Genomic DNA, 24,204 nt, shown 5'->3' with positions numbered 1-24,204 from the left:
GGCAATTATTTATAATGCACAACGCTAAAAGTTAACGTTAAGCTTAATTCTCTATACTTATTTAATTAGATCGTATTGTTTTTGAGCCGTATTTGTTTGCAGGCCAAAATGATCTAAATTATAACTATAGGTCGCATTTTCATTATCAATTTGGCTTGAATGAATACCACCAGCACGACATGTGCCACTGCCACAAACTATTTGATCACTCCAACTCTTGATAGAATATACCCGACTTGCAATTGTTTTACCCTCTAACCAATCTAAAAATGGGCTCGACACCGATAAACCACTAGCACCGCAAGTTGGTGTCCATACATTCCAAGGATAAGCGCCACAGGTCCATAATCCGCGATATGCACCTGCTACACCAACAAATGCATCTATTTTATTACTTTTTCCCAATTTTATAACTTGTTGCGCGGCTAGAGTAACGCCCATTGAATGACCAATGATATCAATTTTACCTGTACAAGAACTGGCTATTGCACTGTTGATCGCATTCTTAACGGGCGTTTCTTCTGAGCCACTATGGTTGTTATAACTAGCAGAAGAGCCGCCCCAAGATGGCCGAAAAATCTCGCTGTCTTTATAGTTTTTTGCCTTGAGTAAATCATAGGTATTGTTCCAATCAGATGGTGTACCGGTATTACCATGTACTAACACTACATTGTCAACACAGGCTGCATAAACATTTTGAGTTGCAAAAGTCAGTAATAGAGAAAGTACTATTTTGCTTGATGCTTTTAAGGGGATTGATTTCATGTTTGGCTCGCTTATTAATTATAGTTTTTACGAATGTTCATTTAATGAACAAGGTTAACTGTAATAAACATTCCCCTTAAAAGAAGTGCTACCTTAGTGCTAGTTAAATAAGTGCAGTGCAAAAAAACAAAAAACAAATCATGAGCGATTTAACTGAAACTAGCTTTATTGCTATTGTGTTGGATGCAAGACCCCCCTAGAAGCTCAGACTAATGTAAGACAATCACACCAACTGGTATAACCACTATGATTTTATTTGTTATTGCGTTATAATTGACCGAAATATGGAAATAGAAAGTGTCATAATAATTTACAATAGTGCTTAAAAATAACAATTAATTACTGGTAACTTATTGTATAAAAATGAATTAATTTATTTGGTGCGCTATTTGCTTATAAGTACAATATATAATTTTATCTCTATGTTGAGATTTGAAATAAATCTCAGTAGATGTCTTAGATAGGTAAATGGAGTTTATATGTTAAATAACATAAAAAATATAAGTTTGATCGCTGCGTTATTTGTATCATCGTCAGCTATAGCAAGTGTTACAACTGCTGACTTTCATAGTAATAACATCACTGGTGAGAGCAGTTCTGCATTTAACCAATTTAGCCTTACGGTTGATGGTATCGATATCAACGTTTCAGCTTGGTCAGATACAAAAAATTCTAGTAGTAATGGTATCAATGCTAATGGTAATGATAATGATGCTGACCCTTTTATAGAAAGAGCATACGATTTAGACCCTAATCGTAATGGTTGGTCCATGATCAATCAAGATGAACGTAATACTCGAAATTGTGGCTACTCCCATTCAGCTGACAATCTAGCAAATAACAATTGTAATTATCAAGATTATGACTTCTTTTTACTTGAGTTTTCTGCGGCTGTAGCTTTATCAGAAGCTTTTTATAGCTGGGCGTATGGTCAGAATAATAGTACTGACGGTGATGTTGTTGCAAGTCGCAACCAGGTAAGTGTAGCTGCTATTAGCTCAGATAGTGCTGGGAGCATTGATGGTAATACATGGGGTAATATAGGTAGCGATACAACTACAACCTCTAACTACTCTCAGTTGTATCACGATGGTAACTACTCTCACCACTATTACTCTAATATTGGTGTGGTCGGTGAAGGTAATGCGAATAACTTGGCAGGTGTTTATTCTAATTTTTGGTTAATTGGGGCATTAAATGCGTCTGCTTTTGGTGGTGAAACGGATTGGGAAGGCAATGATGGTATGAAGTTAGCTGGGGTTAAGTTTACCACTAGCCAACAACTTCCAGCAACAAGCGTACCTGAGCCTAGTACAATTGCATTGTTCGGTTTAGCAATCGTTGGCTTATTCGCCTCTAGTCGTAAGAAGCTAAAGTAATAAATATTTTTCAAGAAAAAAGATGGCTAAGCCATCTTTTTTTATGCCCTAAGCTTTTTAATTACTCTTCTTATGACGTTAATTTAACTTATTTTTACTTTTAGAATAGGTTAGATTAAGCAATAATTACTTATGTTAGTTTATTCACCCTTTATATTTTGGATTGCCATGCGATTATTTTTATTCAGTATTTTTCTTATCAGCTCTATTACAGCTGCTGCCAACAACTTTGAAAAAGCCCTCACCGCTTATAATAGTAATCAAATTGAAGAAGCTTATATTCATTTAAAAAACGTTATGCAAGACGAGCCTGAAAACCTCTCGGCTAAAGTATTAATGGGTAAAGTATTAATGCATAAACAATATTTTGGTGACGGCATAGCGATACTCGATGAAGCATTAATGGGTGGTGCTGATATTAACTTATTCTTAAATGAGTTAGGCAGTGCCTTGATGATCGCTCGAGAGTTTCAACAAGTCATTGATTTAGGAAAAGGTAAATCGTTAAATGCCGAAAATAAACTTACATGGTATCTGTTATCGGCTAACGCTTATCGTGCGCTAGACAATATAGAGGAGACTCGTAAATATTTTAATCTTGCGCTAAGCCTAGCACCAACAAATGATCGAGCGCTAGGTTCTCTTGCCGCATTTGAATTAAACCAACAAAATTACAGCACAGCAGAAAAATTAATCGAACAAGTCATTACTTTATATCCTCAACAAAGCAGAATTTGGCATCTTAAAGGCCAGCTATACATAAGAAAAAAAGATAATAAAAGTGCTTTAAATGCTTTCGAAACTGCCTATAACATTGATAATAACGACCCTATTGTGCAGCGTTCACTCGCCAATGCCTACACTAACGCTGGCAAGTTTGAAGAAGCACTCTTATTGGTTAATAAAATTTTGATTAATACCCCTGAAGATCCTATGGCAAAATTACTACAAAGCGAACTCTTAGCCAATACCGCTAAGTTTGAAGAAGCTAAAGCCGTGCTTATAGACATCAGCCAAAAATTATCCTTATATACTGACGAGCAAAAAAATACTAACGCCTCACTAACCTATGTTGCTGGTGCTGCTGCATATTTACAAAATGACTTTGAAGTAGCTCAAAAAGAGCTACTTGCCTATTTAAGAGATGTACCACAAGACTCTGCCGCTATAAAAATGTTAGTTGACATATATTTACGCCAAAACCAACAAGATAAAGCCTTAGATTTACTTGAAGCGAAAGAAAAGCTGATTATTAACAACTTACCGCTAGCAACAAAACTAATAGATTTATATTTAAACAATCAAAAAATTTATAAAGCTGAGCGACTAATAACAACCTTAGAAGACGAATTTAAAAACAGCCAGGCGTTACTATTCGCGAAAGTGAATTACTTATCAAAAATAGAGCAATTTGATAACGCAATTGCCTTACTTGACCAACATCAACCAAAAGAATTTAATGCTATATTTTTGCTTACTAAAGGCCTTGTCTACCGAGCTAATAAAAAGATAGTTGAAGCTAATGAAATTGCCGACACGCTCTTAGAAGCAGAACCATTAAATTCCGATTTTTTGACCTTTAAAGGTGTGTTGTTGTTACAACAGCAGCAATGGAGCCCCGCGGTTAAAACATTTGAGCAAGTTTTATCTATTAAACCTGGAGACTTTAACAGCCTTTTTAATATTGCTAACGCTAAAGCGGCATTAGGTGAATTTGAGGATGCTAAAGTTATAACAACAAAGCTTTTAGAAACACAGTCAGCATTTGCCCCTTTAATTATTTTAGACGCTAAGCTTGATCGAGACATGAACAATATCTCCCTCGCCTTAGAGAAGCTAACTAAATTAACCAGCGCGAGTAAAACTAACATCAAAGCCTCTGAAGTTTTAGTCGATATTTATATGCAACAAGGTGACTATGAATCAGCGCTAAACGAATTAGACAACCTCAATAAACTAGTGTTTTTAAACCCTGAATATATAAAACAAAGAATTGAAATATATTTAGCCCTAAAAGATACCAAACAGGCTGTAAAGCAAATTGAAATACTTGAAGGAATAGTAGAAGGACCAAGAGCATTTTATGAACTAAGCCAATTATATTCGAAGACTAATGAGCCTTTAAAAGCGCAAGCATTATTAAAAAGAGCACTTATATTAGCCCCTGAAAACTTATTAATACAATTACAAATAGTTAAGTTAGATATTCAATTAAATTCGCTAGAACTAGCCGACAGCAAACTTATTGCTATTGAAAAAGCCTATACAAATAACCCTAATGTTTTATTAGTTCGTGGTGATTTACTGGCAAAACAAAAAAAGTTAACTCTGGCCAGTGAAAAATATGCAACAGCGCTTTCATTAGATCACAGTTTTATTCAAGCATCCGTAAAATTGTACCAAATGACTACTATAGGCTATGGTCTTGAAGCATTTAAAAACACGACCACTGAAATTTTGACAAAAAATGAAAACTTTCATTTTATGCGTAACCTTTTGGCTCATTATTATTTAAATATGGGTGATATAGCGAATGCTAAAATACATTATGAAATTTTAAAAGATGTTGATGGACTGCAAAATAAATCAATAATTTTTAATAATTTAGCCAATATTTTAATAAAGTCAGATCTAGCTATAGCTGAAAAATATGCCTCCAACGCATTAACACTAGATGATACATCTTCCGCTATACTAGATACTTATGGGTGGATAAAAGTTTTACGAGGAGAATTTGAAGAAGGCTTAATCTTACTTAGACGAGCCTATACTATGAACTCTAATGATCCGGCAATTAACTACCATTTAGGCTATACATTAATGAAGCTTAACCGAGTTGAGGAAGCAAGAAGAGAATTGGATCGTGCGCTTTCTAGCAATATTAATTTTTACGAGCAAGATGAAGCTAAAGCGTTGTTAGAAAGCATTAAATAACGAATATAGTCAGTTGAGTAAGATAGTTTTAATAAAACGAAGTGTATTAGGCACTTCGTTTTTTAAGCTTTATATAAACTAGGCTTCTAGTGAAAACAAAGTATATCTCAACCAAGTTTCCTTTCTTTAGTATCAATTACAACCCCCATAATTTCGCATAAGCTTAAAAAGTACGTTTATAAATGTAAATGCGTTCGCCTTTGAGCAATTTCAGTACAGTTTTATCTGTAATCCAAAAGATTAATAACCTTAGTTGGCATTATATAAAGAGTATTATTAAATCTGACATGTCTAATGTGTAATTTTTCAGCAAAGTGTTCCATAAATATAAACCGTCATAAATCATACTCGTTATAAAAAAAGCATAACGAGGCAAACTAGCAGCCAATTTTAAGCCATTAACCCCCTTCGCTTACATAGCGCCCAACAATTCGTTAATAAACTGTGTCGGCAGCGCTTTAAAGGCCCTTAAGCCGTAACGTCAACATATCAATTGTTATGATTATTAATAATAAGTAAATCTAGTAGAAGTAATTATCGCTCCGTTAAAACAACTTAATATTTGTCTATTGATAGGCACTTTACTCATACTTATTATCATTGCAGAGCATAAAGCATTTGGCACTTAAATTATTGGAGCAAAATGTTTATAAAGAAGTAACATAGTTTGATACGAAAATTTATAGAAATGTACTATGACACGAGCCAACGTTAGCATTCATTTACACTGCATAGCCTTGCCTATCAAGTTAATAAAGTACATTCTTAAGTTATCATTAACTCTCATATTTATAGTACTTAAGGTGTTATTAAATAAGGAGATAAGTTGATTTTTGCATACTACGCTATGACCCTGACACAGGTTATGTAATGAATTACATCTTGATTTAACCGAGCGTTAGCTTGTTAATACCATTTATAATGCATATATTTTTAGTGATAACTGCTCAATGGCTTCATGCATATCCAAAAAGTGAAGAAGCAGTTATAGCGCTATAAAGTTACTCTGTACACTAGGTTACTTTCTGAAGAATATTAAGACATAAAAAAACCGGAACACCTTATTATAAAGGTTATTCCGGTCTTTATTGGTTCTTATCGAACCTGTATTTGGTGCAGATAGAGAGACTCGAACTCTCACGCCCTAAGGCACCACCCCCTCAAGGTGGCGCGTCTACCAATTCCGCCATATCTGCAAATATTATAAAACTAGTTTGGTACGTCGCTGCCTTTTTCTGCAGTAGCGTCGCTCGCAGGTACATCAGCGTTATCAAATTTTGGTTCGACAACTGATGCATCAGCTGGAATGCTTTGTTCTACTGGCACAGCTAGGTCATCAAAGTCAGCACCTGCTTTAACACGGTTAGCTGTTAAGTTACCTAATACTAAGCTGATGGCAAAAAATGCTATCGCTAAGTAAGTTGTCGATTTTGTTAAGAAGTTACCAGAACCGCTTGAACCAAAAATAGTGGCTGATGAACCAGCGCCGAATGATGCGCCCATATCAGCACCCTTACCTTGCTGAATTAGTACTAAACCAATTAAACATAAAGCAACGATCAAATACACTACAATTAACACTTGATACAACATTTTATTTTCCCTTTGCTGCCGAACAAATTATTTTAAATTCTTCGGCTTTTAAACTAGCACCGCCGATTAATCCACCATCGATATCAGCTTGTGCAAATAATTCTTCACAGTTAGTCGCATTGACACTGCCACCATACAACAATGGCAATTTAACTGCGACGTTTTCATCAACTTTTGCGATAAATTCACGTATAAATTGATGAGTTGCTTGTGCCATTTCTGGCGATGCTGTTTTTCCAGTACCTATCGCCCAAACAGGCTCGTACGCAATAACAACATTTTTAAAATTTTCAATACCTATTTCATCTATTACGGGCTGTAATTGCGCCGCTAAAACAACTTCGGTTTGTTCTGCTACACGTTCGTCTTCACTTTCACCTATACATAAAATAGGTTTAAGCCCTGCCGATAATGCTGCTTTAACTTTATGTGCAACTAAAACACTTGATTCGTTATAAATACTTCGACGCTCAGAGTGCCCGACTATGACATAGCTTGCACCAACTTCTTGTAACATTGACGTTGATACTTCGCCAGTAAATGCGCCGTTAGCAAATTCATTTAAGTTTTGAGCACCTAAACTAAATGCTTTTGACAAATTTACATTATCGCTTGCTAAACTAAATGCCGCTAAGTAAGGAAAGCTAGGACAAACAACTACTTCAACATTTTCATTTAACGTTACGTTATTTAACTCTGAAACCATTGAGTTGACTAAAGCTAAACTGCCATTCATTTTCCAGTTTGCTGCAACTATCGAAAGTCTATTCATTTTTCATTCCTAAATCAAAGCGGCGAGATATTAACTAACCTGTCGACAAGATACAAGTATTTCACGCAATATCATGTTTAATTGCTCATTATTCATTCGACTTTAAAATCGAACGAACTTTTTCCCTAGCAAGCTTGCTTTACAGCGTCGGCAATTTCATTTGCTAAGGCGGTAACTTCATCATGCTCTGGACCTTCAACCATGACGCGGATCAAAGGTTCTGTACCTGACTTTCTGAGTAACACTCGACCACGACCGGTCAGTTTTTCATTGACTCGGTCAACAGATGCCACAACTTCAGCATTAGTTAACGGATCAGTGTCACCAGAGAACCTTACGTTCACTAATACTTGCGGTAATTTCGTCATACCTTGGCGCAATTCAAATAATGTTTTACCTGAATTACAGATTGCCGTTAAAACATTTAACGCGGCAATAATGCCATCACCGGTAGATGTATGGTTTAAGTTGATTACGTGACCTGAGTTTTCTGCACCTAATTTCCAGCCTTTTTGCTTAAGCATTTCCATTACGTAGCGATCACCCACTTTACTACGAACAAAAGGTACATCCATATCAGCAAGTGCAAGCTCTAAGCCCATGTTACTCATTAATGTGCCAACAACACCACCATCAATACTGCCATTTTGTAAGTCATTACAAGCGATAACATAAACACTTTCATCGCCATCTATAACATAACCGGTATGGTCTACCATCATTAAACGATCGCCATCACCGTCCAGTGCAACACCTAAATCGGCTTGATGCTCAACAACGGCTGCACTAATTGCTGCCATCGACGTTGCACCACATTCGTGGTTAATATTAGTGCCATTAGGTGAGGTGCCTATTTCTATAACCTCTGCGCCTAACTCTCGAAAAACGTTCGGTGCTATGTGATAGGTTGCGCCATGAGCACAATCAACCACGATTTTCATACCCTTTAATGAGTATTGGCTTGGGAAGTTACTTTTACAAAATTCGATATAACGACCTGCTGCATCGGCAATACGTGTTGCTTTGCCTAAATGAGCGGACTCAACACAACTCATCTCTTTATCTAATTCTGCTTCAATGGCTAATTCAACATCATCGGGTAACTTTTGTCCGTCTTGAGAGAAAAATTTAATGCCATTGTCGTAGAACGGATTGTGCGAGGCACTTATGACGATACCTGCTTCAGCACGAAAAGTTTTCGTTAAATAAGCAATACCAGGCGTAGGCATTGGCCCTAACAAACCAATATCAATACCAGCGGCAGAGAAGCCTGCTTCTAATGCCGACTCTAACATGTAGCCTGAAATACGGGTGTCTTTACCAATTAATACTTTTTTAGTGCCTTGTGCTGCTAATACTCGACCAGCTGCATAACCTAATTTCATGACAAATTCTGGGGTAATTGGATATTGGCCTACTAAGCCTCGAATTCCATCGGTGCCAAAATATCTTCTCTGTGACATTATTATTTCCCTTGTGCTTACTGTTCTTCTATTAGCAATTTTTAATAATTAACGTAACTGACTTAATTTAGCTATTATCAGTTACCGCTTTTAATACTTTTAATACGTCCACAGTTTCTTGAACATCATGAACGCGAATAATATTTGCTCCTTGCTGAGCAGCAAGCATTGCAGTACTTAAACTGCCCGCTAGGCGCAGTTCAACATCTCGATTTAATAAATTTCCGATCATAGACTTTCGCGACAACCCAGCGAGAATGGGTAAATCTAATTGACCAAACGTTGACAAGTTTGCCAGTAAGTGAAAATTTTGCTCTAGTGTTTTGCCAAAACCAAAACCAGGATCTAATATTATTCGTTCTCGTGCTATGCCTGCACTAACGCAAGCATCAATGCGTTGTTGAAAAAAGACCAAAATATCTTCAATCACATTGTCATAGCTAGGGCTGCTTTGCATAGTTCTGGGTAAGCCCTGCATGTGCATTAAACAAACTGGGATATTGCTATTTGCAACTGCGGTTAAGCACTCATCATTTTGTAAAGCTCGAACATCATTAATAATATCAGCACCAGCATCTATGGCCGCACTCATCACTGAGGCTTTGCTAGTGTCAATTGATACTAAAATATTGAAACGTTGTTTAATGGCTTTTAATACGGGAATAACACGAGCTAATTCATCCGCTTCGCTAACCTCTACCGCACCAGGGCGTGTAGATTCTCCGCCTATATCAATAATGGTGGCACCATCACTAATCATACGCTGAACTTGTTCCAATGCATTTTCTAAATCAGCAAACTTGCCACCATCTGAAAATGAATCAGGAGTAACATTTAGGATACCCATCACCTGTGGTGTTGATAAATCTAATGTTGAGCTAGGACAAATAAGTTGGTTAAGCACTGAAATCTCTTTTTATAACGCGTTCTTTATTATTTTAACTTCTGAAACACTTGAGCAGTTTTAAAAAGTTAAAATAATAAAGCCTCAATAAGGATTAAATCTGCTGATTTAATCCTTTGAGGCTTTAAATGTTTATTGTATCAACTATGAAGCTGGAATATCTGAATTATCCGTTGAGCTTTTAGGCTCTTTAGCATCCTTTGCTTCTTCATCTTTTTTAGCCGATGGTTTACTAGAATCAGTATTATTGTCTGACTTATTGTCAGAGTCCCTAGACTCAAAATCAGCCGGTGGACGAACTTTAGTACGATTCATTAAATCATCAACTTGCAAAGCATCAATGGTTTCATATTCCATTAAAGCGTCTTTCATTGCGTGTAAGATGTCTTCATTTTCTTTTAAAATAGTTGCTGCACGCTCATAGTTACGATTAACAAATTCTTTAATTTCTTCATCGATAGCACGAGCAGTTTCATCAGACATATTCAACGATTTAGACGATGTTCTGCCTAAGAATACTTCACCTTCTTCTTCAGCGAATAGCATAGGACCCATTTTTTGAGAAAAGCCCCACTGTGTTACCATTTTACGCGCAAGTTGTGTAGCACGTTCAATATCGTTTGAAGCACCCGTTGACACTTTTTCAAAACCGTAAATCATTTCTTCAGCAATACGACCACCGTATAAAGATGAAATGTTACTTTCTAGATGCTGCTTGCTGTGACTAAAACGATCTTGCTCAGGTAAGTACATAGTGACACCTAACGCACGGCCACGCGGCATAATACTCACCTTATAAACAGGATCGTGATCTGGTACTAAACGACCAACAATCGCGTGTCCTGCTTCATGATATGCTGTCATTTCTTTTTCTGACTCAGTCATTACCATAGAACGACGTTCTGAGCCCATCATGATTTTGTCTTTAGCTTTTTCAAATTCTGCCATACCAACAACACGACGTGCTGAACGTGCCGCAAATAAAGCCGCTTCGTTAACTAAGTTAGCTAAGTCAGCACCTGAAAATCCTGGGGTACCACGAGCAATAACCGATGCTTTAACATCATCACCTAAAGGGACTTTACGCATATGTACTTTAAGAATTTGTTCACGACCACGAATATCAGGTAAGCCAACCGTTACTTGACGGTCAAAACGACCAGGACGTAATAACGCTGGATCTAATACATCAGGACGGTTAGTAGCAGCAATTACAATAACGCCTTCATTACCTTCAAAACCATCCATCTCAACTAGCATTTGGTTAAGCGTTTGCTCACGTTCATCATGACCACCGCCCATACCTGCGCCACGCTGGCGACCTACCGCATCAATTTCATCGATAAAGATGATACATGGTGCCGCTTTTTTTGCTTGTTCGAACATGTCACGAACACGTGATGCACCAACACCGACAAACATTTCAACAAAATCTGAACCCGAAATTGTAAAGAAAGGCACTTTTGCTTCACCAGCAATTGCTTTTGCTAATAATGTTTTACCTGTACCTGGCTGACCAACCATCAAAACACCTGATGGAATACGTCCACCTAGTTTTTGAAAACGTGATGGGTCTTTTAAGTAATCAACTAATTCCGACACTTCTTCTTTTGCTTCATCACAACCAGCAACATCAGCAAAAGTGGTTTTAATTTGATCTTCACCTAATAAACGCGCTTTTGATTTACCAAAGCTCATCGCGCCTTTACCGCCCCCACCTTGCATTTGACGCATGAAGAATATCCACACACCAATCAGCAATATCATTGGGAACCAAGAGACAAAAATAGTCATTAAGAAACTAGGTTCTTCTGGCAACTCGCCCGATGCGTTAACACCCTGCTTAACTAAATCGTTGATTAAATCACGATCATAGCCGCCAGGTATAACAGTAACAAATTGTTCACCACTACGTTTAATACCATTAATAACGCCGTTTCGATCAACGTCTACTTCTCGAATCTGCCCTTGACGTACGTCTTGGACAAATTGTGTGTAATCCACTTGTTGATCTTTGCCGCTTCCAGGGGTAAAACTTTGGAAAACAGACATTAATACAACTGCAATAACTAACCATAAAATAAGATTTTTTGCCATATCGCTCAACTTAATGACCTCTTGCTAATGTTCAAAATGGTGCGATGAAATAATTCCACCTAATTTACTACAATTTAAAGCCGGTCGCCACAAGATAAACTTCACGTGAACGAGCACGTGACGATTCAGGCTTGCGAGTTCTAACGGTTTTAAATGCGGCTCTAGCATCTTTAATAAATTGCTCAAAGCCCTCTCCTTGAAACACTTTCACTACAAAAGCGCCATCTTTCTTTAAAACTTGGTTGCACATATCTAGTGCTAGTTCCACTAAATACATGCTGCGCGCCGCGTCTGCAGCGTCATTACCGGTAAAGTTTGCTGCCATGTCAGACATAACAACGTCGATATTTTTACCATTAATTCGAGTTAATAAAGCATCTAGTACGGCTTCTTCACGAAAGTCACCTTGCAGAAAATCCACACCTGCAATAGGGTCCATCGCTAAAATGTCACATGCAACAACTTGCCCGCTATCACCCACCACTTTCGTGGCGTATTCAGACCAACCGCCAGGAGCCGCACCTAAATCAACCACCTTCATTCCAGGCTTGATCAATTTATCTTTATTGTTTATCTCTTCAATTTTAAAAACAGCACGTGAGCGAAGGCCCAAACGTTGTGCCTTTTTTACATATTCATCATCAAAGTGCTCTTTTAGCCAACGAGCACTACTGACACTGACCTTATTCTTACTCATTCAATCCACTTATATTTTTTTGCTGTTTAATTGTTACTTGCATCTAGGTTAATTGTTTACTTTATTTGTCATTAAAATAACGCCAAGGCTATATTATACCAATTAGGCCTGTGAATTCATCACTTAGATAGAATTATTCAATTGATTTTAACCGAAATAATTATTAAAAGTCGGGAAAAAGCTGACAGTTTGCAAACAATATTAGTATTACAAACTAGATGGAGGTAAAATAGCTATAATTCAAGCTAACTTGTAACGAAAATTGTTAATGAACTTAAATAATAAACAAATACAGTATTTAAAAGGCCTTGCACATAGCCTTAAACCCGTTGTAATGCTAGGTAACAACGGCCTTACAGAAGCAGTAGTAGCAGAAATCGACTACGCTTTAAATCATCATGAATTAATTAAGATTAAAATCCCTACGGATGATCGTGAAACGAAAGCACTTATTGTTGAAGCTATTTGTCGTGAAACAAATTCAACTAAAGTACAAGTGATCGGTAAAACCTTAGTTATCTTCCGTCAAACGGAAGAAAAGAAAATTCGTATTCCAAAAATTTAATTAGTTATATTCTGATACCTACAGAATAACAAAGTTTTGCTGCGTTATTCTGTATGAAATATTTAATTAAACGCTTTGGTAATTTAAAAAAAAGGGCTTTAGCCCTTTTTTTGTACCCAACGATTTATATTTTTCTACAACCACTTTAAATTAGTGACTCATTATATTACTAAAAACTAATATACATTGAATTATGCTTGGCATAGTATAGTCACCCTTACATAAATTACTAAAGGTTTTGGAATGATTTTATCTGTACCTGAATTAGTCGAACAAGCTAAAAAATTGGTTAATTGTGTTAGCGCAGCAGAAGCATTTAAAAGCAAAAGTGCGACTTTTATTGATGTTCGAGAGCCTGAAGAGTGTACTGCCTCTCCGGTAGAAAACTCAATAACGATTCCACGAGGTGTATTAGAAATGAATATTGCTAAACACTGCACAGACGCGGAAATGGAAATATATGTCCATTGTGCTTCAGGTGGTCGAGCAGCATTAGCCGCAGAGCAACTGCAACGTATTGGCTATAAAAATGTTAAAGCCATAAGTAGCCCGCATGACGACGTTCGTCAGGCACAAAAAAACCAGTAACGTAAAATTAATTAACGGGACTGGTTTTAATAACCCTCAGCACTTAGCACGAGGTTAAGTGCGCTTAAGGTTAAAATAATTTAGTGATTAAATATGTTCTACCGCGATAATCTCATATTCAACCACGCCACCCGGTGTGGTAATTTCGATTTCAGTATCAACTTCTTTACCAATTAAGCCACGGGCAATCGGTGAGTTTAATGAGATACGTCCGGTTTTAAAGTCGGCTTCGTCGTCTCCAACAATTTGGTAAGTCACTTCAACATCAGTATCTAGATTTAGCAATTTTACTGTTGTACCGAATATTACCTTACCTCGGTTAGGTATTGCAGTTATATCAATAACTTGTGCGTTACACAGTCTGCCTTCAATGTCTTGAATGCGACCTTCACAGAAACCTTGCTCTTCTTTAGCTGCATGGTACTCTGCGTTTTCTTTTAAATCGCCATGCTCACGAGCCGTAGCAATATCTTTGACTATACGCGGACGTTTTTCGGTTTTTAAAATTCTGAGTTCTTCTTTTAATTGCTCAGCACCTAACAGTGTCATAGGATATTTTGTCATTTTACTCTTCTTTTTCTAACAAGAAAGGCGGCTTACCTATACGACTAGTCGTAGGCAACCACCTTTTGAAAATAATTCGCTTACATAAAACTTAAAATGAATTTGCGCTTTTATGATGCTTTATTTCGCACTCATACAGTGAGCAAATTCATTTCTAAGCGGTCTATATACAACGTTTATGTAACTCTTGTATTGAGGTTACGATATTACGATCATCTGCAGCATGTGATTGACAGGCGGCAAATGCAGCGTTCAGAGTTGTAGTATATGCGACTTTGTAACGTAAAGCACCACCACGTAACACTTTAGAATCTTCAATCGCCTTACGGCCTTCTGTCGTGTTAATAATGTAGGTGTACTCGCCATTCTTAATTCTATCAAGAATATGTGGGCGACCTTCGTGTACTTTATTTACTAAGCGACAAGGTATATTAGCTTCTCCAAGTATAACCGCTGTGCCGTGAGTCGCATCTAGCTCGTAACCTAAAGCAACCATTTGTTTGCCTAGTTCAACTACACGACCTTTATCACTATTGCGAACTGAAATTAACGCGCGGCCATCTTTCGGTACAGATACACCTGCACCTAAGTTAGCTTTTGCGTAAGCCTCTTCAAAGGTATTACCTACGCCCATCACTTCACCGGTTGAACGCATTTCTGGTCCAACTAAAGGATCACTACCATGGAATTTGTTAAACGGAATAACCACTTCTTTCACAGAGAAATACGGAGGAATAACTTCCTTAGTAATCCCTTGCTCTTTCAGTGATTTACCCGCCATTACTCGGGCACCTATTTTCGCTAAAGGCACCGCAGTGGCTTTCGATACAAACGGTATAGTACGCGCAGCACGAGGGTTAACTTCAATTAAATATACTTTGCCGTCTTTTACTGCCATTTGCGTATTCATTAGACCAACAACACCTAATTCAAACGCTAAATCAGTCACTTGCTTGCGCATGACATCTTGTACTTCTTGACTTAAGCTATAGGCAGGTAATGAACATGCTGAGTCACCTGAATGTACACCCGCTTGTTCAATGTGTTGCATAATGCCGCCAACAACTACATCTGTACCATCACAAACCACATCAATATCGACTTCAATAGCATCATCAAGGAAATGATCGAGCAGTACCGGTGAATCGTTCGATACATTAACTGCTTCAGTCATGTAACGACGTAAGTCATCTAAATCATAAACGATTTCCATAGCGCGACCACCTAGAACATAAGATGGGCGAACCACTAATGGGAAACCAATCGCTTCAGCTTTCGCCATTGCTTCATCAATTGAGGTAACGGTGGCATTTTCAGGCTGTAATAAACCTAAACGGTCTACCGCTTGTTGGAAGCGCTCTCTGTCTTCTGCGCGGTCAATGGCATCTGGAGATGTACCAATAATGGGTACACCTGCTGCTTCTAAAGCGCGGGCTAATTTAAGTGGCGTTTGACCACCGTATTGCACGATAACGCCTTTTGGCTTTTCTATACGAACAATTTCAAGTACATCTTCAAAGGTAATTGACTCAAAATATAAACGGTCAGACGTATCATAATCTGTTGAAACCGTTTCTGGGTTACAGTTAACCATAATGGTTTCATAACCGTCTTCGCGTAATGCTAATGCCGCATGAACACAACAATAATCAAACTCGATACCTTGACCAATGCGGTTAGGACCACCACCGAGTATCATGATCTTTTCATTATTTGTCGGGTTGGCTTCACACTCTTCATCATAAGTAGAGTACATATAAGCCGTGTCAGAACTGAATTCTGCAGCACAAGTATCAACACGTTTGTATACGGGGAAAATCCCCGCATTATGACGTTTTTTACGCACTTCAGCTTCAGCAACACCAATTAAATCGGCTAAACGAGAATCAGCAAAACCTTTACGTTTTAATTTACGCAAATAAACAGGGTTCAATACTTTCAAACCACCATCAGCAACTTTTGCTTCTTCTAATACAATGTCTTCAATTTGGACTAAGAACCAACGGTCAATTTTCGTCAAACGGTAAATATCGTCAACCGATAAGCCTAAGCGGAAAGCATCAGCGATATACCAAATTCGGTCAGAACCCGCTTCTTGCAATTCGTGCATGATCTTAGTTTTAGCGCCAGGTTGAGTCACATCCACCATAGGGTCAAAACCACTAACGCCAACTTCTAAGCCGCGCAATGCTTTTTGTAATGATTCTTGCTGGTTACGACCAATAGCCATAACTTCACCCACTGATTTCATTTGGGTGGTTAGTCTGTCTTCACAGCCAGCAAATTTTTCAAAGTTGAAACGTGGAATTTTTGTTACAACGTAATCGATAGTCGGTTCAAAAGATGCCGGTGTTGCGCCGCCAGTAATATCATTAGTTAATTCATCTAAGGTGTAACCTACAGCCAGTTTTGCAGCAATTTTAGCAATTGGGAAACCCGTTGCTTTAGAAGCGAGCGCAGATGAGCGAGATACACGAGGGTTCATCTCAATAATCACCATACGACCGGTATCAGGACAAATACCAAACTGGACGTTTGAACCACCCGTTTCAACACCGATTTCACGTAATACGGCAATCGATGCATTACGCATGATTTGGTATTCTTTATCGGTTAATGTTTGTGCCGGTGCAACCGTGATCGAGTCACCCGTATGAATTCCCATAGGGTCGAAGTTTTCAATCGAACAGATAATGATACAGTTATCATTTTTGTCGCGAACTACTTCCATTTCATACTCTTTCCAACCGATTAAAGATTCATCAATCAATAATTCAGAAGTAGGAGAAAGATCTAAACCACGTGTACAAATTTCATCAAATTCTTCGCGGTTATAAGCAATACCGCCACCCGAGCCACCCATAGTGAATGATGGACGTATAATACAAGGGAAGCCTAAATTTTTGCTCGCTGCGTGTGCTTCTGCAATAGTGTGGACAATTTCAGCGCGCGGCGTTTCTAGACCAATGGCTTTCATTGCTTTGTCAAAACGACTACGATCTTCTGCTTTATCAATCGCATCAGCCGTAGCACCAATCATTTCAACATTAAATTCTTTTAATACACCTTTAGCTTCAAGCTCAAGCGCACAGTTTAATGCGGTTTGACCGCCCATAGTCGGCAATACCGCACAAGGGCGTTCTTTTTCTATAATCTTGCGCACAACTTCCCAGTGAATAGGCTCAATATATGTTGCATCAGCCATTTCAGGGTCGGTCATTATTGTTGCAGGATTCGAGTTAACTAATATAACTCGGTAACCTTCTTCGCGTAGTGCTTTACATGCTTGTGCACCAGAATAATCAAATTCACATGCTTGACCAATAACAATGGGTCCCGCGCCTAAGATCAAGATACTTTTTAAGTCAGTACGTTTTGGCATTTTCTATTCTCTCTTCTCTTGTCTAAGGGCTAAGCTTTTTTCGAAGCAACGATTAAGTCGATAAAATGATCGAACAATGGTGCAGCATCTGTTGGACCGGGGCTCGCTTCAGGATGACCTTGAAAACTAAAAGCAGGCTTGTCTGTACGGTGGATACCTTGGATTGAACCATCGAATAGTGATGTATGCGTCACTTTTAAATTTTCAGGCAAGCTATCTTCATCAACAGCAAAACCGTGGTTTTGTGCGGTGATCATCACAACATTGCGCTCAAAATCTTTTACCGGATGGTTACCACCATGATGACCAAACTTCATTTTAATGGTTTTAGCACCACTGGCTAAGCCTAATAATTGATGGCCTAAACAGATACCAAAAACAGGGATATCTGTTGTTAAGAATTTTTTGATTGCGGTAATAGCGTAATCACATGGCTCTGGGTCACCTGGGCCATTTGATAGGAAAATACCATCAGGATTCATCGCTAATACTTCTTCCGCAGAAGTTTCTGCTGGCACCACGGTTAATTTACAACCTCGGTCTACTAACATACGTAAAATATTACGTTTAGCACCAAAATCGTATGCAACGACATGAAACTCTGATTTTTCTGGAGTAACATGGCCTTTTCCTAGTTGCCAACTGCCTTCTGTCCATTGATATGCTTCTTTTGTAGAAACAACTTTTGCTAAGTCCATACCTTTAAGGCCAGGGAAAGCTTGTGCTTGAGCTAACGCCTTTGCTGCTTCTACACTTTCATCAACAAAATCACCCGCTATTATGCAGCCATTTTGTGCACCTTTTTCACGTAAAATACGCGTAAGTTTGCGGGTGTCTATATCGGCAATACCTAGAATATTTTTTGCTTTTAGGTAGTCGTCTAAACTTTGCTCATTGCGAAAATTACTTGCTAATAGCGGTAAGTCACGAATTACTAAACCTTTTGCCCAAATAGTGCTAGATTCTTCATCTTCGCTATTGGTACCTGTGTTACCTATGTGTGGATATGTAAGGGTAACAATTTGCTCTGCATAAGAGGGATCTGTCAGAATTTCTTGGTAGCCAGTCATTGAAGTATTGAATACAACTTCACCAACAGCCGCCCCTTCTGCACCGATAGCGGTGCCCTTAAATACAGTGCCGTCTTCAAGCACTAAAATGGCAGATTTAGTCAATGTAACCTCCGTTAAGAAGAAAGAAAATTAATGGTAAAACAACTAAGAATTTAACCATTAACGATAAAAGCGATACGCACAAAAAATGCCAAAAACCTATGCCAGTTCATCATGAACAGTAAATTTTTGACAAAATCCACTTATTTTACGCTTGTAAGCTTCTTTCGTCTAGTAATAATTGTAAAAACTCTCTGTTTTTGACGTTATTGCTGTAAAGACGTCATAAACAACACTTTTCTATGAGCAGCCCCTATAAATACTAACCATTTAGTCAGGTTTATATTTATTAAAGTGGCTGCGTTAATCTTTTAAACCCAATACATCTTGCATATCATAAAAACCCGGTTCGGCTTCACTTAACCAGAAAGCCGCTCGCATTGCACCTAAAGCAAAAGTCATTCTGGAACTTGCTTTATGGGTTAATTCTAACCGTTCACCAATGTCTGCAAAATAAGCAGTATGTTCACCAACAATATCGCCAGCACGCACTGTGGCAAAACCTATAGTTTCTCGGCTTCGCTCTTCTGTAATGCCTTCTCTGCCATATACTGCGACTTCATTAAGGTCACGTCCTAAGGTATCCGCGATAACTTGGCCCATTTTCACTGCGGTACCTGATGGTGCATCTTTCTTAAATCTGTGATGCGCCTCAAAAATTTCTATATCAGTATAGTCGCCAATCGCTTTGGCCGTAATTTCGAGCAACTTAAACAATAAATTTACACCAACACTAGTATTAGGTGCCAAAATAACGGGTATATTCTTGCCTGCAACTTTAAGGGTTTCTACTTGTTGGTCTGAAAAACCCGTAGTGCCAATGACTAAGGCTTTATTGTGTTGCTGACACCACTCTATATGCTCAAGCGTGGCTTCAATTGACGTAAAATCAATTAACACATCAGCTGCTAATAATTCTTGATAGTCCGTTGTTGTTTTTTGACCGATAGCGCCAATACCAGCGATTTCACCTAAATCGAAATTTTCAAATGATGAACCAACACGAACACTACCACCGACAAGCTCAACAGATTTATGCTCTATTGCCGCTTGTATTAAATTGCGGCCCATGCGCCCGCTACATCCTAAAATGGCTACTTTCACTTTCATAGCAACTTCTTCCTACTGTGTAATGTTATAAGGGGTAATATCAGCATCTGCTGTATTATAAGCAATATCAAAAGCGGTATCTAAAGCAACTGATTGGCTAAGCTCTTGTGACACCACATTAAAAATCCGCCATTGTCCGTCACTCAACGCTAAGTGATAAAAAGCTGAAAAATCGGTAAAAACTTCATCTTTAGGACCAATAAACTGCCAATCAATACAAGCAAGTACCAAATTTTCGCTCAACACACTAAAACTCGCTTTTAATGCGACGAAACGCTTTATCTCTGCATGACTAAGTACGGTAAATATATCTATAAACTCTCGTTTAAAAACTGTATCACTTTCAATTAAAACAACTCTATCGGGTGTATGTAAAGTACAAGGCAACTGATAGCAGGTTTGCGTATCTGCCATATTTTTCTGATGAAACGCCTTTATATAACGCTGGAATAACTGTTCGATAACTGTTTTGTACATGACTTCTTTAATGCCTATGAGATAACTCAAACTTGGTATTATATATTTTTAAATAAAGCTTATAAAAAAGCCCTCAACTGAGGGCTTTTAAAAAATAGAATAATTAGCTAACAACCGCTAATAACTCAACGTCGAATACCAACGTTGCGTACGGAGGAATTGCACCTTGCGAGCCACGCTCACCGTAAGCTAAGCCGTAAGGCACATATAAGCGCCATTTTGAACCTTCAGTCATTAATTGTAATGCTTCTGTCCAACCAGCAATAACGCCGCCTACTGGAAACTCAGCAGGTTGGCCACGATCAACAGAGCTATCAAAGATATCGCCGTTGATGAATGTACCATGGTAATGCACACGTACTGTGCTAGCAGCTGTTGGCGTTGCGCCTTCACCTGTTGCAATTACTTCATACTGTAAACCTGATTCAGTGGTTGTTACTTCATCACGTTTTGCATTTTCTACTAAGAAGGCTTCGCCTTCAGCTGACTTTTCTTTAGCTTCAGCTTGCTCTAGTTCTTGCATCTTTTTAGATACAATACCAAAGGCTTCATTTAAGTCTTCATCAGATACTTGGCTTTCAGTATTTGCAATTGCATCAGCTAAACCAGCTTGCACAGCAGATACGTCAAAATCTTTAAAAGGATTGTTACGAAGTTGGTCACCTAGTTGACGACCTACACCATAACTTACGCGTTGTTCGATTGTTTCAAGTTTATTTTCAGACATTATTTAATCTTCACTTAATTGATACGATAAAAATTCGCGATACAATAGCATAAATTTAACGCCCTCTGAAGTGCTAGCAGTAGTGAATTTGTTATTTATTATAAATTTTTTATCTTTATTTGTACTTGACACGTTTTGCCTGCAATCAAATTTTACACTATCTAACCTTCAGTTATTTTCTGATAATACCTATTTGATTAATTAAGTGGTCTACTTTTTCATGAGGGAAAATGGATAATTACAAGGCATAAAATTTAGTTAGTAGTTACTCTACTTATAAATTTTATAACGCCGTCATTATTAGTTTTAACCATTAAAAATGAGTAGTTAAGTACTCAACTTGGTATAACACTGCGTTAACACCGGCGCTGATAAATTAAACTCTTTAACTAGTAGCATAGGATAAGCAACTAGCACATCAAATTCAGAGTTATTCCCCGCGGCAAAGTCTCGTTGCATTGAGGTTTCGCTACTGTCGGGTAAGCGTGATAAAAAGCTCAATGTTTCTTTGATATGTTTATCGCCTAGGTTTACGCCAGATTTGCGCGCAATATCGGCATATTCATTAACAATGCGCTCTAATAAAAATGCGATATGACTTTGTGAACGAATTTCGCCTAAATTTAGCTTTCTCGCTGAGGCTAAAGCTCCCCAGGCAGCAACAAGTATATACTTTCGCCATAACGCCAGTTCTATATCACTGGTAACCCCAACGCTAATACCTGCTAATTTCAAGCGCTTGGCTATTGCACTAAGTCGTGCAGTTTCTTCATCTTGCAAGGCAGCACCCTGCTCACTCATTTTTACAGTCGTACTATTCACTGTCGGTTTATAAATAAAAGCACCTAAAGTGATATGAGGTTTAGCGCCGGTATGATTGATAACCCCCGTAGCCGATTTCTCGGCAATGATTTTTGCTAAACCGCCAATAATATTTTCTCGTGGGATGCCCTGCGCTTGCATAATATCTGCAGCATTAACGCCATTTAATAAAGGTATTACGCGGGTATTATTTACTATTAATGGTTTTATTTGTGCAAGAGCGGCGGGTAATTGATACGATTTTACACAGAGAAATATAACATCGGCAGGTGCTGCTAAGCTATTTTCCGTTAAGCTTTCGCCATTAACCACATTAACATTATTTAGTTGCACATCTCCTTCAATACTCTTGATAGTTAACCCCGATGTTTGCATGGCTTTAAATTGCTCGCCACGGGCAACAAACGTCACATGTTCACCGTGCTGCGCTAAACGGCCACCAAAATAACCACCAACAGCACCGCACCCAACGATAACAAAATGCATCACTCATCCTTTTAGTCCTAATTTAGGGAGAAGTTTATCATGAAGATACGCAAATGATCAGACGCTCCGGGTAAACAGGGTTAAAACTAAAATAACAACCATTTGTGATACTCATGATTTCAACTAAACTTGTAGGTTGTACACAACTGTTTCACCTATATAGATGAAACAACGACATCTACTCAGCAAGAACATAGTTAGTATTAGAGAAACAGACATACGTTTAATGGCAGTAGTTAATTGCAGTGAAGGGTATGGCGTAATGTTTATCTGTTTTTATAAGTTTGTTCAAAAATATAATACAAACAGATAATTAAAGGGACATTATCATGAGCAAACTAATATTAATTTCCTTAGCTATACTTTTATTCAGTGGTTGTGGCGACGCCAGCAAAACATCGAGAACTGCAACAATTGATAAAACTGAAACGAGTAGTAAAGCGACTATAGAACAAACGACGACACAAAATGATGCTATTAACATTGAAGAAACTCAAGCAATGGTATTACTTAGCGGTCTGCCAACCTTAGGGACTACCGATAGCATTGCTATTATTGAAATGGATCCCGACTCGGCCAATTTTGGCAATATACTTTATGACTACCCACTCCCCAAACTTGATGCGCCTATGCACCACCTTTATTACAGCCCTAACGGACGTTTGTATGCCACGGGGCTTGGCTCTCAATGCAGCTTAGCTGAAATTGACTTGGTGAGAAACGCCAAAGCTGAGCCGATAATTAGTAACTTCGAATGCCTGAACACCAATGGACAAAATGTCGGAGAAGATATTATGTGGCATAACGTCAATGGTGAACTAACGATGTTCGTTACCTTTATGGGCGGCTCTGATTTAACTCAAATTGACGCTGGTACGGTCGGCGTATTCAACGCCCAAACCAACGAAGTCATTAAAATTATCGAAGCAAGAAAGTCTCAAGTTGAAGCTGGTCAGCCTTACATCATGTTCCCGCATGGTATTTCAGCTTATGGCGATAGAATGGTAGTAACATCTTCCACTCACCCAGCCATTGCTACAGAAATTGGCAATACCATAACCATTATCGACTTAAACACTTTAGAACCAATAGAAACCATTGTCATTGAAGATGCCAAGCCTGTTGGGTTCCCATCGTCTCCTGTCGAAGTGCTTTTTGTGCGCCCCAGTATTGTCGAAGGAGTCGAGCCTGCTATTTTAGTAAACACCTTATTCGGTTTTGAAACTTGGAAAGTTCCCTACAATGAGAAAACCAAAACTTTTAATACGCCTGAAAAATTATATGACGGAGCCACAGCAGGTACAGCCGTACCGTTAGAGTTTTATGGTAATGAAGACGAATTATTTATCAGCCATGGCGTGCCCGGTATAGTCAAACGCTACGATTTAAAACAATTACCTAACTTAGTATCGTCAGGCGAAGATATAAAAGCAGAAAGCGGTGCTCACCATATGATATTTTATAAAACAGCGGCCGGTCGCAAGCTTATTGCCGTACAAAATAATTTATTAAATTTAGGCGATGCTAAAGACAATGATCCAACTGACGTTGATTTTCTAGTGAAATTAAATCACCACTCAGTCACCGTACATGACCTTCTCACAGGAGAGCGACTTGGCGAAATTAACTTCAAAGAAAAATACAAAAAAGGCATCGATAACATTGAAGCTTTATTTGGCTCTGGCTTTACGCACCATCATTAATCAT

19 protein-coding genes and 1 tRNA gene are annotated in these 24,204 nt (G+C 38.3%); 5 read left to right on the top strand and 15 right to left on the bottom strand.

Going from position 1 to position 24,204, the window contains the following annotated elements; translation table 11 throughout:
* Positions 1-57: 57 nt before the first annotated feature.
* On the bottom strand, positions 58-765 hold the full coding sequence (locus B5D82_RS05705; protein WP_081149878.1) for an alpha/beta fold hydrolase: 708 nt from the start codon (positions 763-765) through the stop codon (positions 58-60).
* Between the two features lie 479 nt (positions 766-1,244).
* Here B5D82_RS05705 and xdp1 point away from each other — a divergent pair, with 479 nt between their 5' ends.
* Positions 1,245-2,144, top strand: a complete 900-nt coding sequence (xdp1, locus tag B5D82_RS05700; RefSeq protein ID WP_081149877.1) for an exosortase-dependent surface protein XDP1 — start codon at positions 1,245-1,247, stop codon at positions 2,142-2,144.
* Between the two features lie 168 nt (positions 2,145-2,312).
* The gene (prsT, locus tag B5D82_RS05695) at positions 2,313-5,078 is read left to right on the top strand and encodes an XrtA/PEP-CTERM system TPR-repeat protein PrsT (protein WP_157673845.1); all 2,766 of its coding nucleotides are present in this window, start codon (positions 2,313-2,315) and stop codon (positions 5,076-5,078) included.
* A 1,111-nt stretch (positions 5,079-6,189) separates the two neighbouring features.
* Here prsT and B5D82_RS05690 read toward each other — a convergent pair.
* From B5D82_RS05690 to rlmE, 7 genes are all read right to left on the bottom strand, one after another.
* Positions 6,190-6,274: transfer RNA gene (locus B5D82_RS05690), tRNA-Leu, on the bottom strand.
* Between the two features lie 13 nt (positions 6,275-6,287).
* A complete protein-coding gene (gene secG, locus B5D82_RS05685; RefSeq protein WP_081149875.1) occupies positions 6,288-6,671 on the bottom strand; it encodes a preprotein translocase subunit SecG in 384 nt (127 codons plus the stop codon).
* Between the two features lies 1 nt (position 6,672).
* Positions 6,673-7,443: a triose-phosphate isomerase gene (gene tpiA / locus B5D82_RS05680; protein ID WP_081149873.1), complete on the bottom strand. Its 771-nt coding sequence runs from the start codon at positions 7,441-7,443 to the stop codon at positions 6,673-6,675.
* Between the two features lie 125 nt (positions 7,444-7,568).
* Positions 7,569-8,906, bottom strand: a complete 1,338-nt coding sequence (glmM, locus tag B5D82_RS05675) for a phosphoglucosamine mutase (RefSeq protein ID WP_081149872.1) — start codon at positions 8,904-8,906, stop codon at positions 7,569-7,571.
* A 67-nt stretch (positions 8,907-8,973) separates the two neighbouring features.
* Positions 8,974-9,810 (bottom strand): dihydropteroate synthase, encoded by an 837-nt coding sequence (folP, locus tag B5D82_RS05670; protein ID WP_425429878.1) that lies wholly within the window; start codon positions 9,808-9,810, stop codon positions 8,974-8,976.
* A gap of 144 nt (positions 9,811-9,954) precedes the next feature.
* Positions 9,955-11,907 carry an ATP-dependent zinc metalloprotease FtsH gene (gene ftsH / locus B5D82_RS05665; protein WP_216629021.1) on the bottom strand — a complete coding sequence of 651 codons (1,953 nt, stop codon included), beginning with the start codon at positions 11,905-11,907 and terminating at the stop codon, positions 9,955-9,957.
* A 67-nt stretch (positions 11,908-11,974) separates the two neighbouring features.
* The gene (gene rlmE / locus B5D82_RS05660; RefSeq protein ID WP_081149869.1) at positions 11,975-12,604 is read right to left on the bottom strand and encodes a 23S rRNA (uridine(2552)-2'-O)-methyltransferase RlmE; all 630 of its coding nucleotides are present in this window, start codon (positions 12,602-12,604) and stop codon (positions 11,975-11,977) included.
* 268 nt (positions 12,605-12,872) lie between these two features.
* On the opposite strand from rlmE, the gene yhbY reads away from it, so the two are divergent.
* A complete protein-coding gene (gene yhbY, locus B5D82_RS05655) occupies positions 12,873-13,169 on the top strand; it encodes a ribosome assembly RNA-binding protein YhbY (protein WP_081149868.1) in 297 nt (98 codons plus the stop codon).
* Positions 13,170-13,412: 243 nt separating this feature from the next.
* A complete protein-coding gene (locus B5D82_RS05650; RefSeq protein WP_081149867.1) occupies positions 13,413-13,757 on the top strand; it encodes a rhodanese-like domain-containing protein in 345 nt (114 codons plus the stop codon).
* Between the two features lie 87 nt (positions 13,758-13,844).
* Here the strand turns inward: B5D82_RS05650 and greA are convergent, their stop codons facing one another.
* The 7 genes from greA to B5D82_RS05615 form a co-directional block, all read right to left on the bottom strand.
* Complete coding sequence (gene greA, locus B5D82_RS05645) at positions 13,845-14,321, bottom strand: transcription elongation factor GreA (RefSeq protein ID WP_081149866.1); 477 nt, start codon at positions 14,319-14,321, stop codon at positions 13,845-13,847.
* Positions 14,322-14,484: 163 nt separating this feature from the next.
* Positions 14,485-17,703: a carbamoyl-phosphate synthase large subunit gene (gene carB, locus B5D82_RS05640; RefSeq protein ID WP_081149864.1), complete on the bottom strand. Its 3,219-nt coding sequence runs from the start codon at positions 17,701-17,703 to the stop codon at positions 14,485-14,487.
* Between the two features lie 29 nt (positions 17,704-17,732).
* Positions 17,733-18,878 (bottom strand): glutamine-hydrolyzing carbamoyl-phosphate synthase small subunit, encoded by a 1,146-nt coding sequence (gene carA / locus B5D82_RS05635; RefSeq protein ID WP_081149863.1) that lies wholly within the window; start codon positions 18,876-18,878, stop codon positions 17,733-17,735.
* Between the two features lie 300 nt (positions 18,879-19,178).
* The gene (gene dapB / locus B5D82_RS05630; protein ID WP_081149861.1) at positions 19,179-19,985 is read right to left on the bottom strand and encodes a 4-hydroxy-tetrahydrodipicolinate reductase; all 807 of its coding nucleotides are present in this window, start codon (positions 19,983-19,985) and stop codon (positions 19,179-19,181) included.
* A gap of 12 nt (positions 19,986-19,997) precedes the next feature.
* Complete coding sequence (locus tag B5D82_RS05625; protein ID WP_081149859.1) at positions 19,998-20,462, bottom strand: hypothetical protein; 465 nt, start codon at positions 20,460-20,462, stop codon at positions 19,998-20,000.
* A gap of 103 nt (positions 20,463-20,565) precedes the next feature.
* Complete coding sequence (bamJ, locus tag B5D82_RS05620; RefSeq protein ID WP_081149858.1) at positions 20,566-21,189, bottom strand: BamJ family beta-barrel-assembly machinery protein; 624 nt, start codon at positions 21,187-21,189, stop codon at positions 20,566-20,568.
* 327 nt (positions 21,190-21,516) lie between these two features.
* Positions 21,517-22,497, bottom strand: coding sequence for a ketopantoate reductase family protein (locus B5D82_RS05615; protein WP_081149856.1), 981 nt, complete (start codon positions 22,495-22,497; stop codon positions 21,517-21,519).
* Between the two features lie 329 nt (positions 22,498-22,826).
* On the opposite strand from B5D82_RS05615, the gene B5D82_RS05610 reads away from it, so the two are divergent.
* Positions 22,827-24,200, top strand: a complete 1,374-nt coding sequence (locus B5D82_RS05610; protein WP_094122768.1) for a YncE family protein — start codon at positions 22,827-22,829, stop codon at positions 24,198-24,200.
* Positions 24,201-24,204 lie beyond the last annotated feature (4 nt).

It is taken from the genome of Cognaticolwellia beringensis, from assembly GCF_002076895.1.
Taxonomy (GTDB): domain Bacteria; phylum Pseudomonadota; class Gammaproteobacteria; order Enterobacterales; family Alteromonadaceae; genus Cognaticolwellia; species Cognaticolwellia beringensis.
The sequence above is the reverse complement of the archived record's forward strand: the minus strand, read 5'-3'. Positions and strand labels throughout refer to the sequence as shown.

What these genes read in the sequence shown, in the direction of transcription:
- B5D82_RS05705 (WP_081149878.1), bottom strand. Translation starts at nt 765, where the DNA reads ATGAAATCAATCCCCTTAAAAGCATCAAGCAAAATAGTACTTTCTCTA.
- xdp1 (WP_081149877.1), top strand. Translation starts at nt 1,245, where the DNA reads ATGTTAAATAACATAAAAAATATAAGTTTGATCGCTGCGTTATTTGTA.
- prsT (WP_157673845.1), top strand. Translation starts at nt 2,313, where the DNA reads ATGCGATTATTTTTATTCAGTATTTTTCTTATCAGCTCTATTACAGCT.
- secG (WP_081149875.1), bottom strand. Translation starts at nt 6,671, where the DNA reads ATGTTGTATCAAGTGTTAATTGTAGTGTATTTGATCGTTGCTTTATGT.
- tpiA (WP_081149873.1), bottom strand. Translation starts at nt 7,443, where the DNA reads ATGAATAGACTTTCGATAGTTGCAGCAAACTGGAAAATGAATGGCAGT.
- glmM (WP_081149872.1), bottom strand. Translation starts at nt 8,906, where the DNA reads ATGTCACAGAGAAGATATTTTGGCACCGATGGAATTCGAGGCTTAGTA.
- ftsH (WP_216629021.1), bottom strand. Translation starts at nt 11,907, where the DNA reads ATGGCAAAAAATCTTATTTTATGGTTAGTTATTGCAGTTGTATTAATG.
- rlmE (WP_081149869.1), bottom strand. Translation starts at nt 12,604, where the DNA reads ATGAGTAAGAATAAGGTCAGTGTCAGTAGTGCTCGTTGGCTAAAAGAG.
- yhbY (WP_081149868.1), top strand. Translation starts at nt 12,873, where the DNA reads ATGAACTTAAATAATAAACAAATACAGTATTTAAAAGGCCTTGCACAT.
- B5D82_RS05650 (WP_081149867.1), top strand. Translation starts at nt 13,413, where the DNA reads ATGATTTTATCTGTACCTGAATTAGTCGAACAAGCTAAAAAATTGGTT.
- greA (WP_081149866.1), bottom strand. Translation starts at nt 14,321, where the DNA reads ATGACAAAATATCCTATGACACTGTTAGGTGCTGAGCAATTAAAAGAA.
- carB (WP_081149864.1), bottom strand. Translation starts at nt 17,703, where the DNA reads ATGCCAAAACGTACTGACTTAAAAAGTATCTTGATCTTAGGCGCGGGA.
- dapB (WP_081149861.1), bottom strand. Translation starts at nt 19,985, where the DNA reads ATGAAAGTGAAAGTAGCCATTTTAGGATGTAGCGGGCGCATGGGCCGC.
- B5D82_RS05625 (WP_081149859.1), bottom strand. Translation starts at nt 20,462, where the DNA reads ATGTACAAAACAGTTATCGAACAGTTATTCCAGCGTTATATAAAGGCG.
- bamJ (WP_081149858.1), bottom strand. Translation starts at nt 21,189, where the DNA reads ATGTCTGAAAATAAACTTGAAACAATCGAACAACGCGTAAGTTATGGT.
- B5D82_RS05615 (WP_081149856.1), bottom strand. Translation starts at nt 22,497, where the DNA reads ATGCATTTTGTTATCGTTGGGTGCGGTGCTGTTGGTGGTTATTTTGGT.
- B5D82_RS05610 (WP_094122768.1), top strand. Translation starts at nt 22,827, where the DNA reads ATGAGCAAACTAATATTAATTTCCTTAGCTATACTTTTATTCAGTGGT.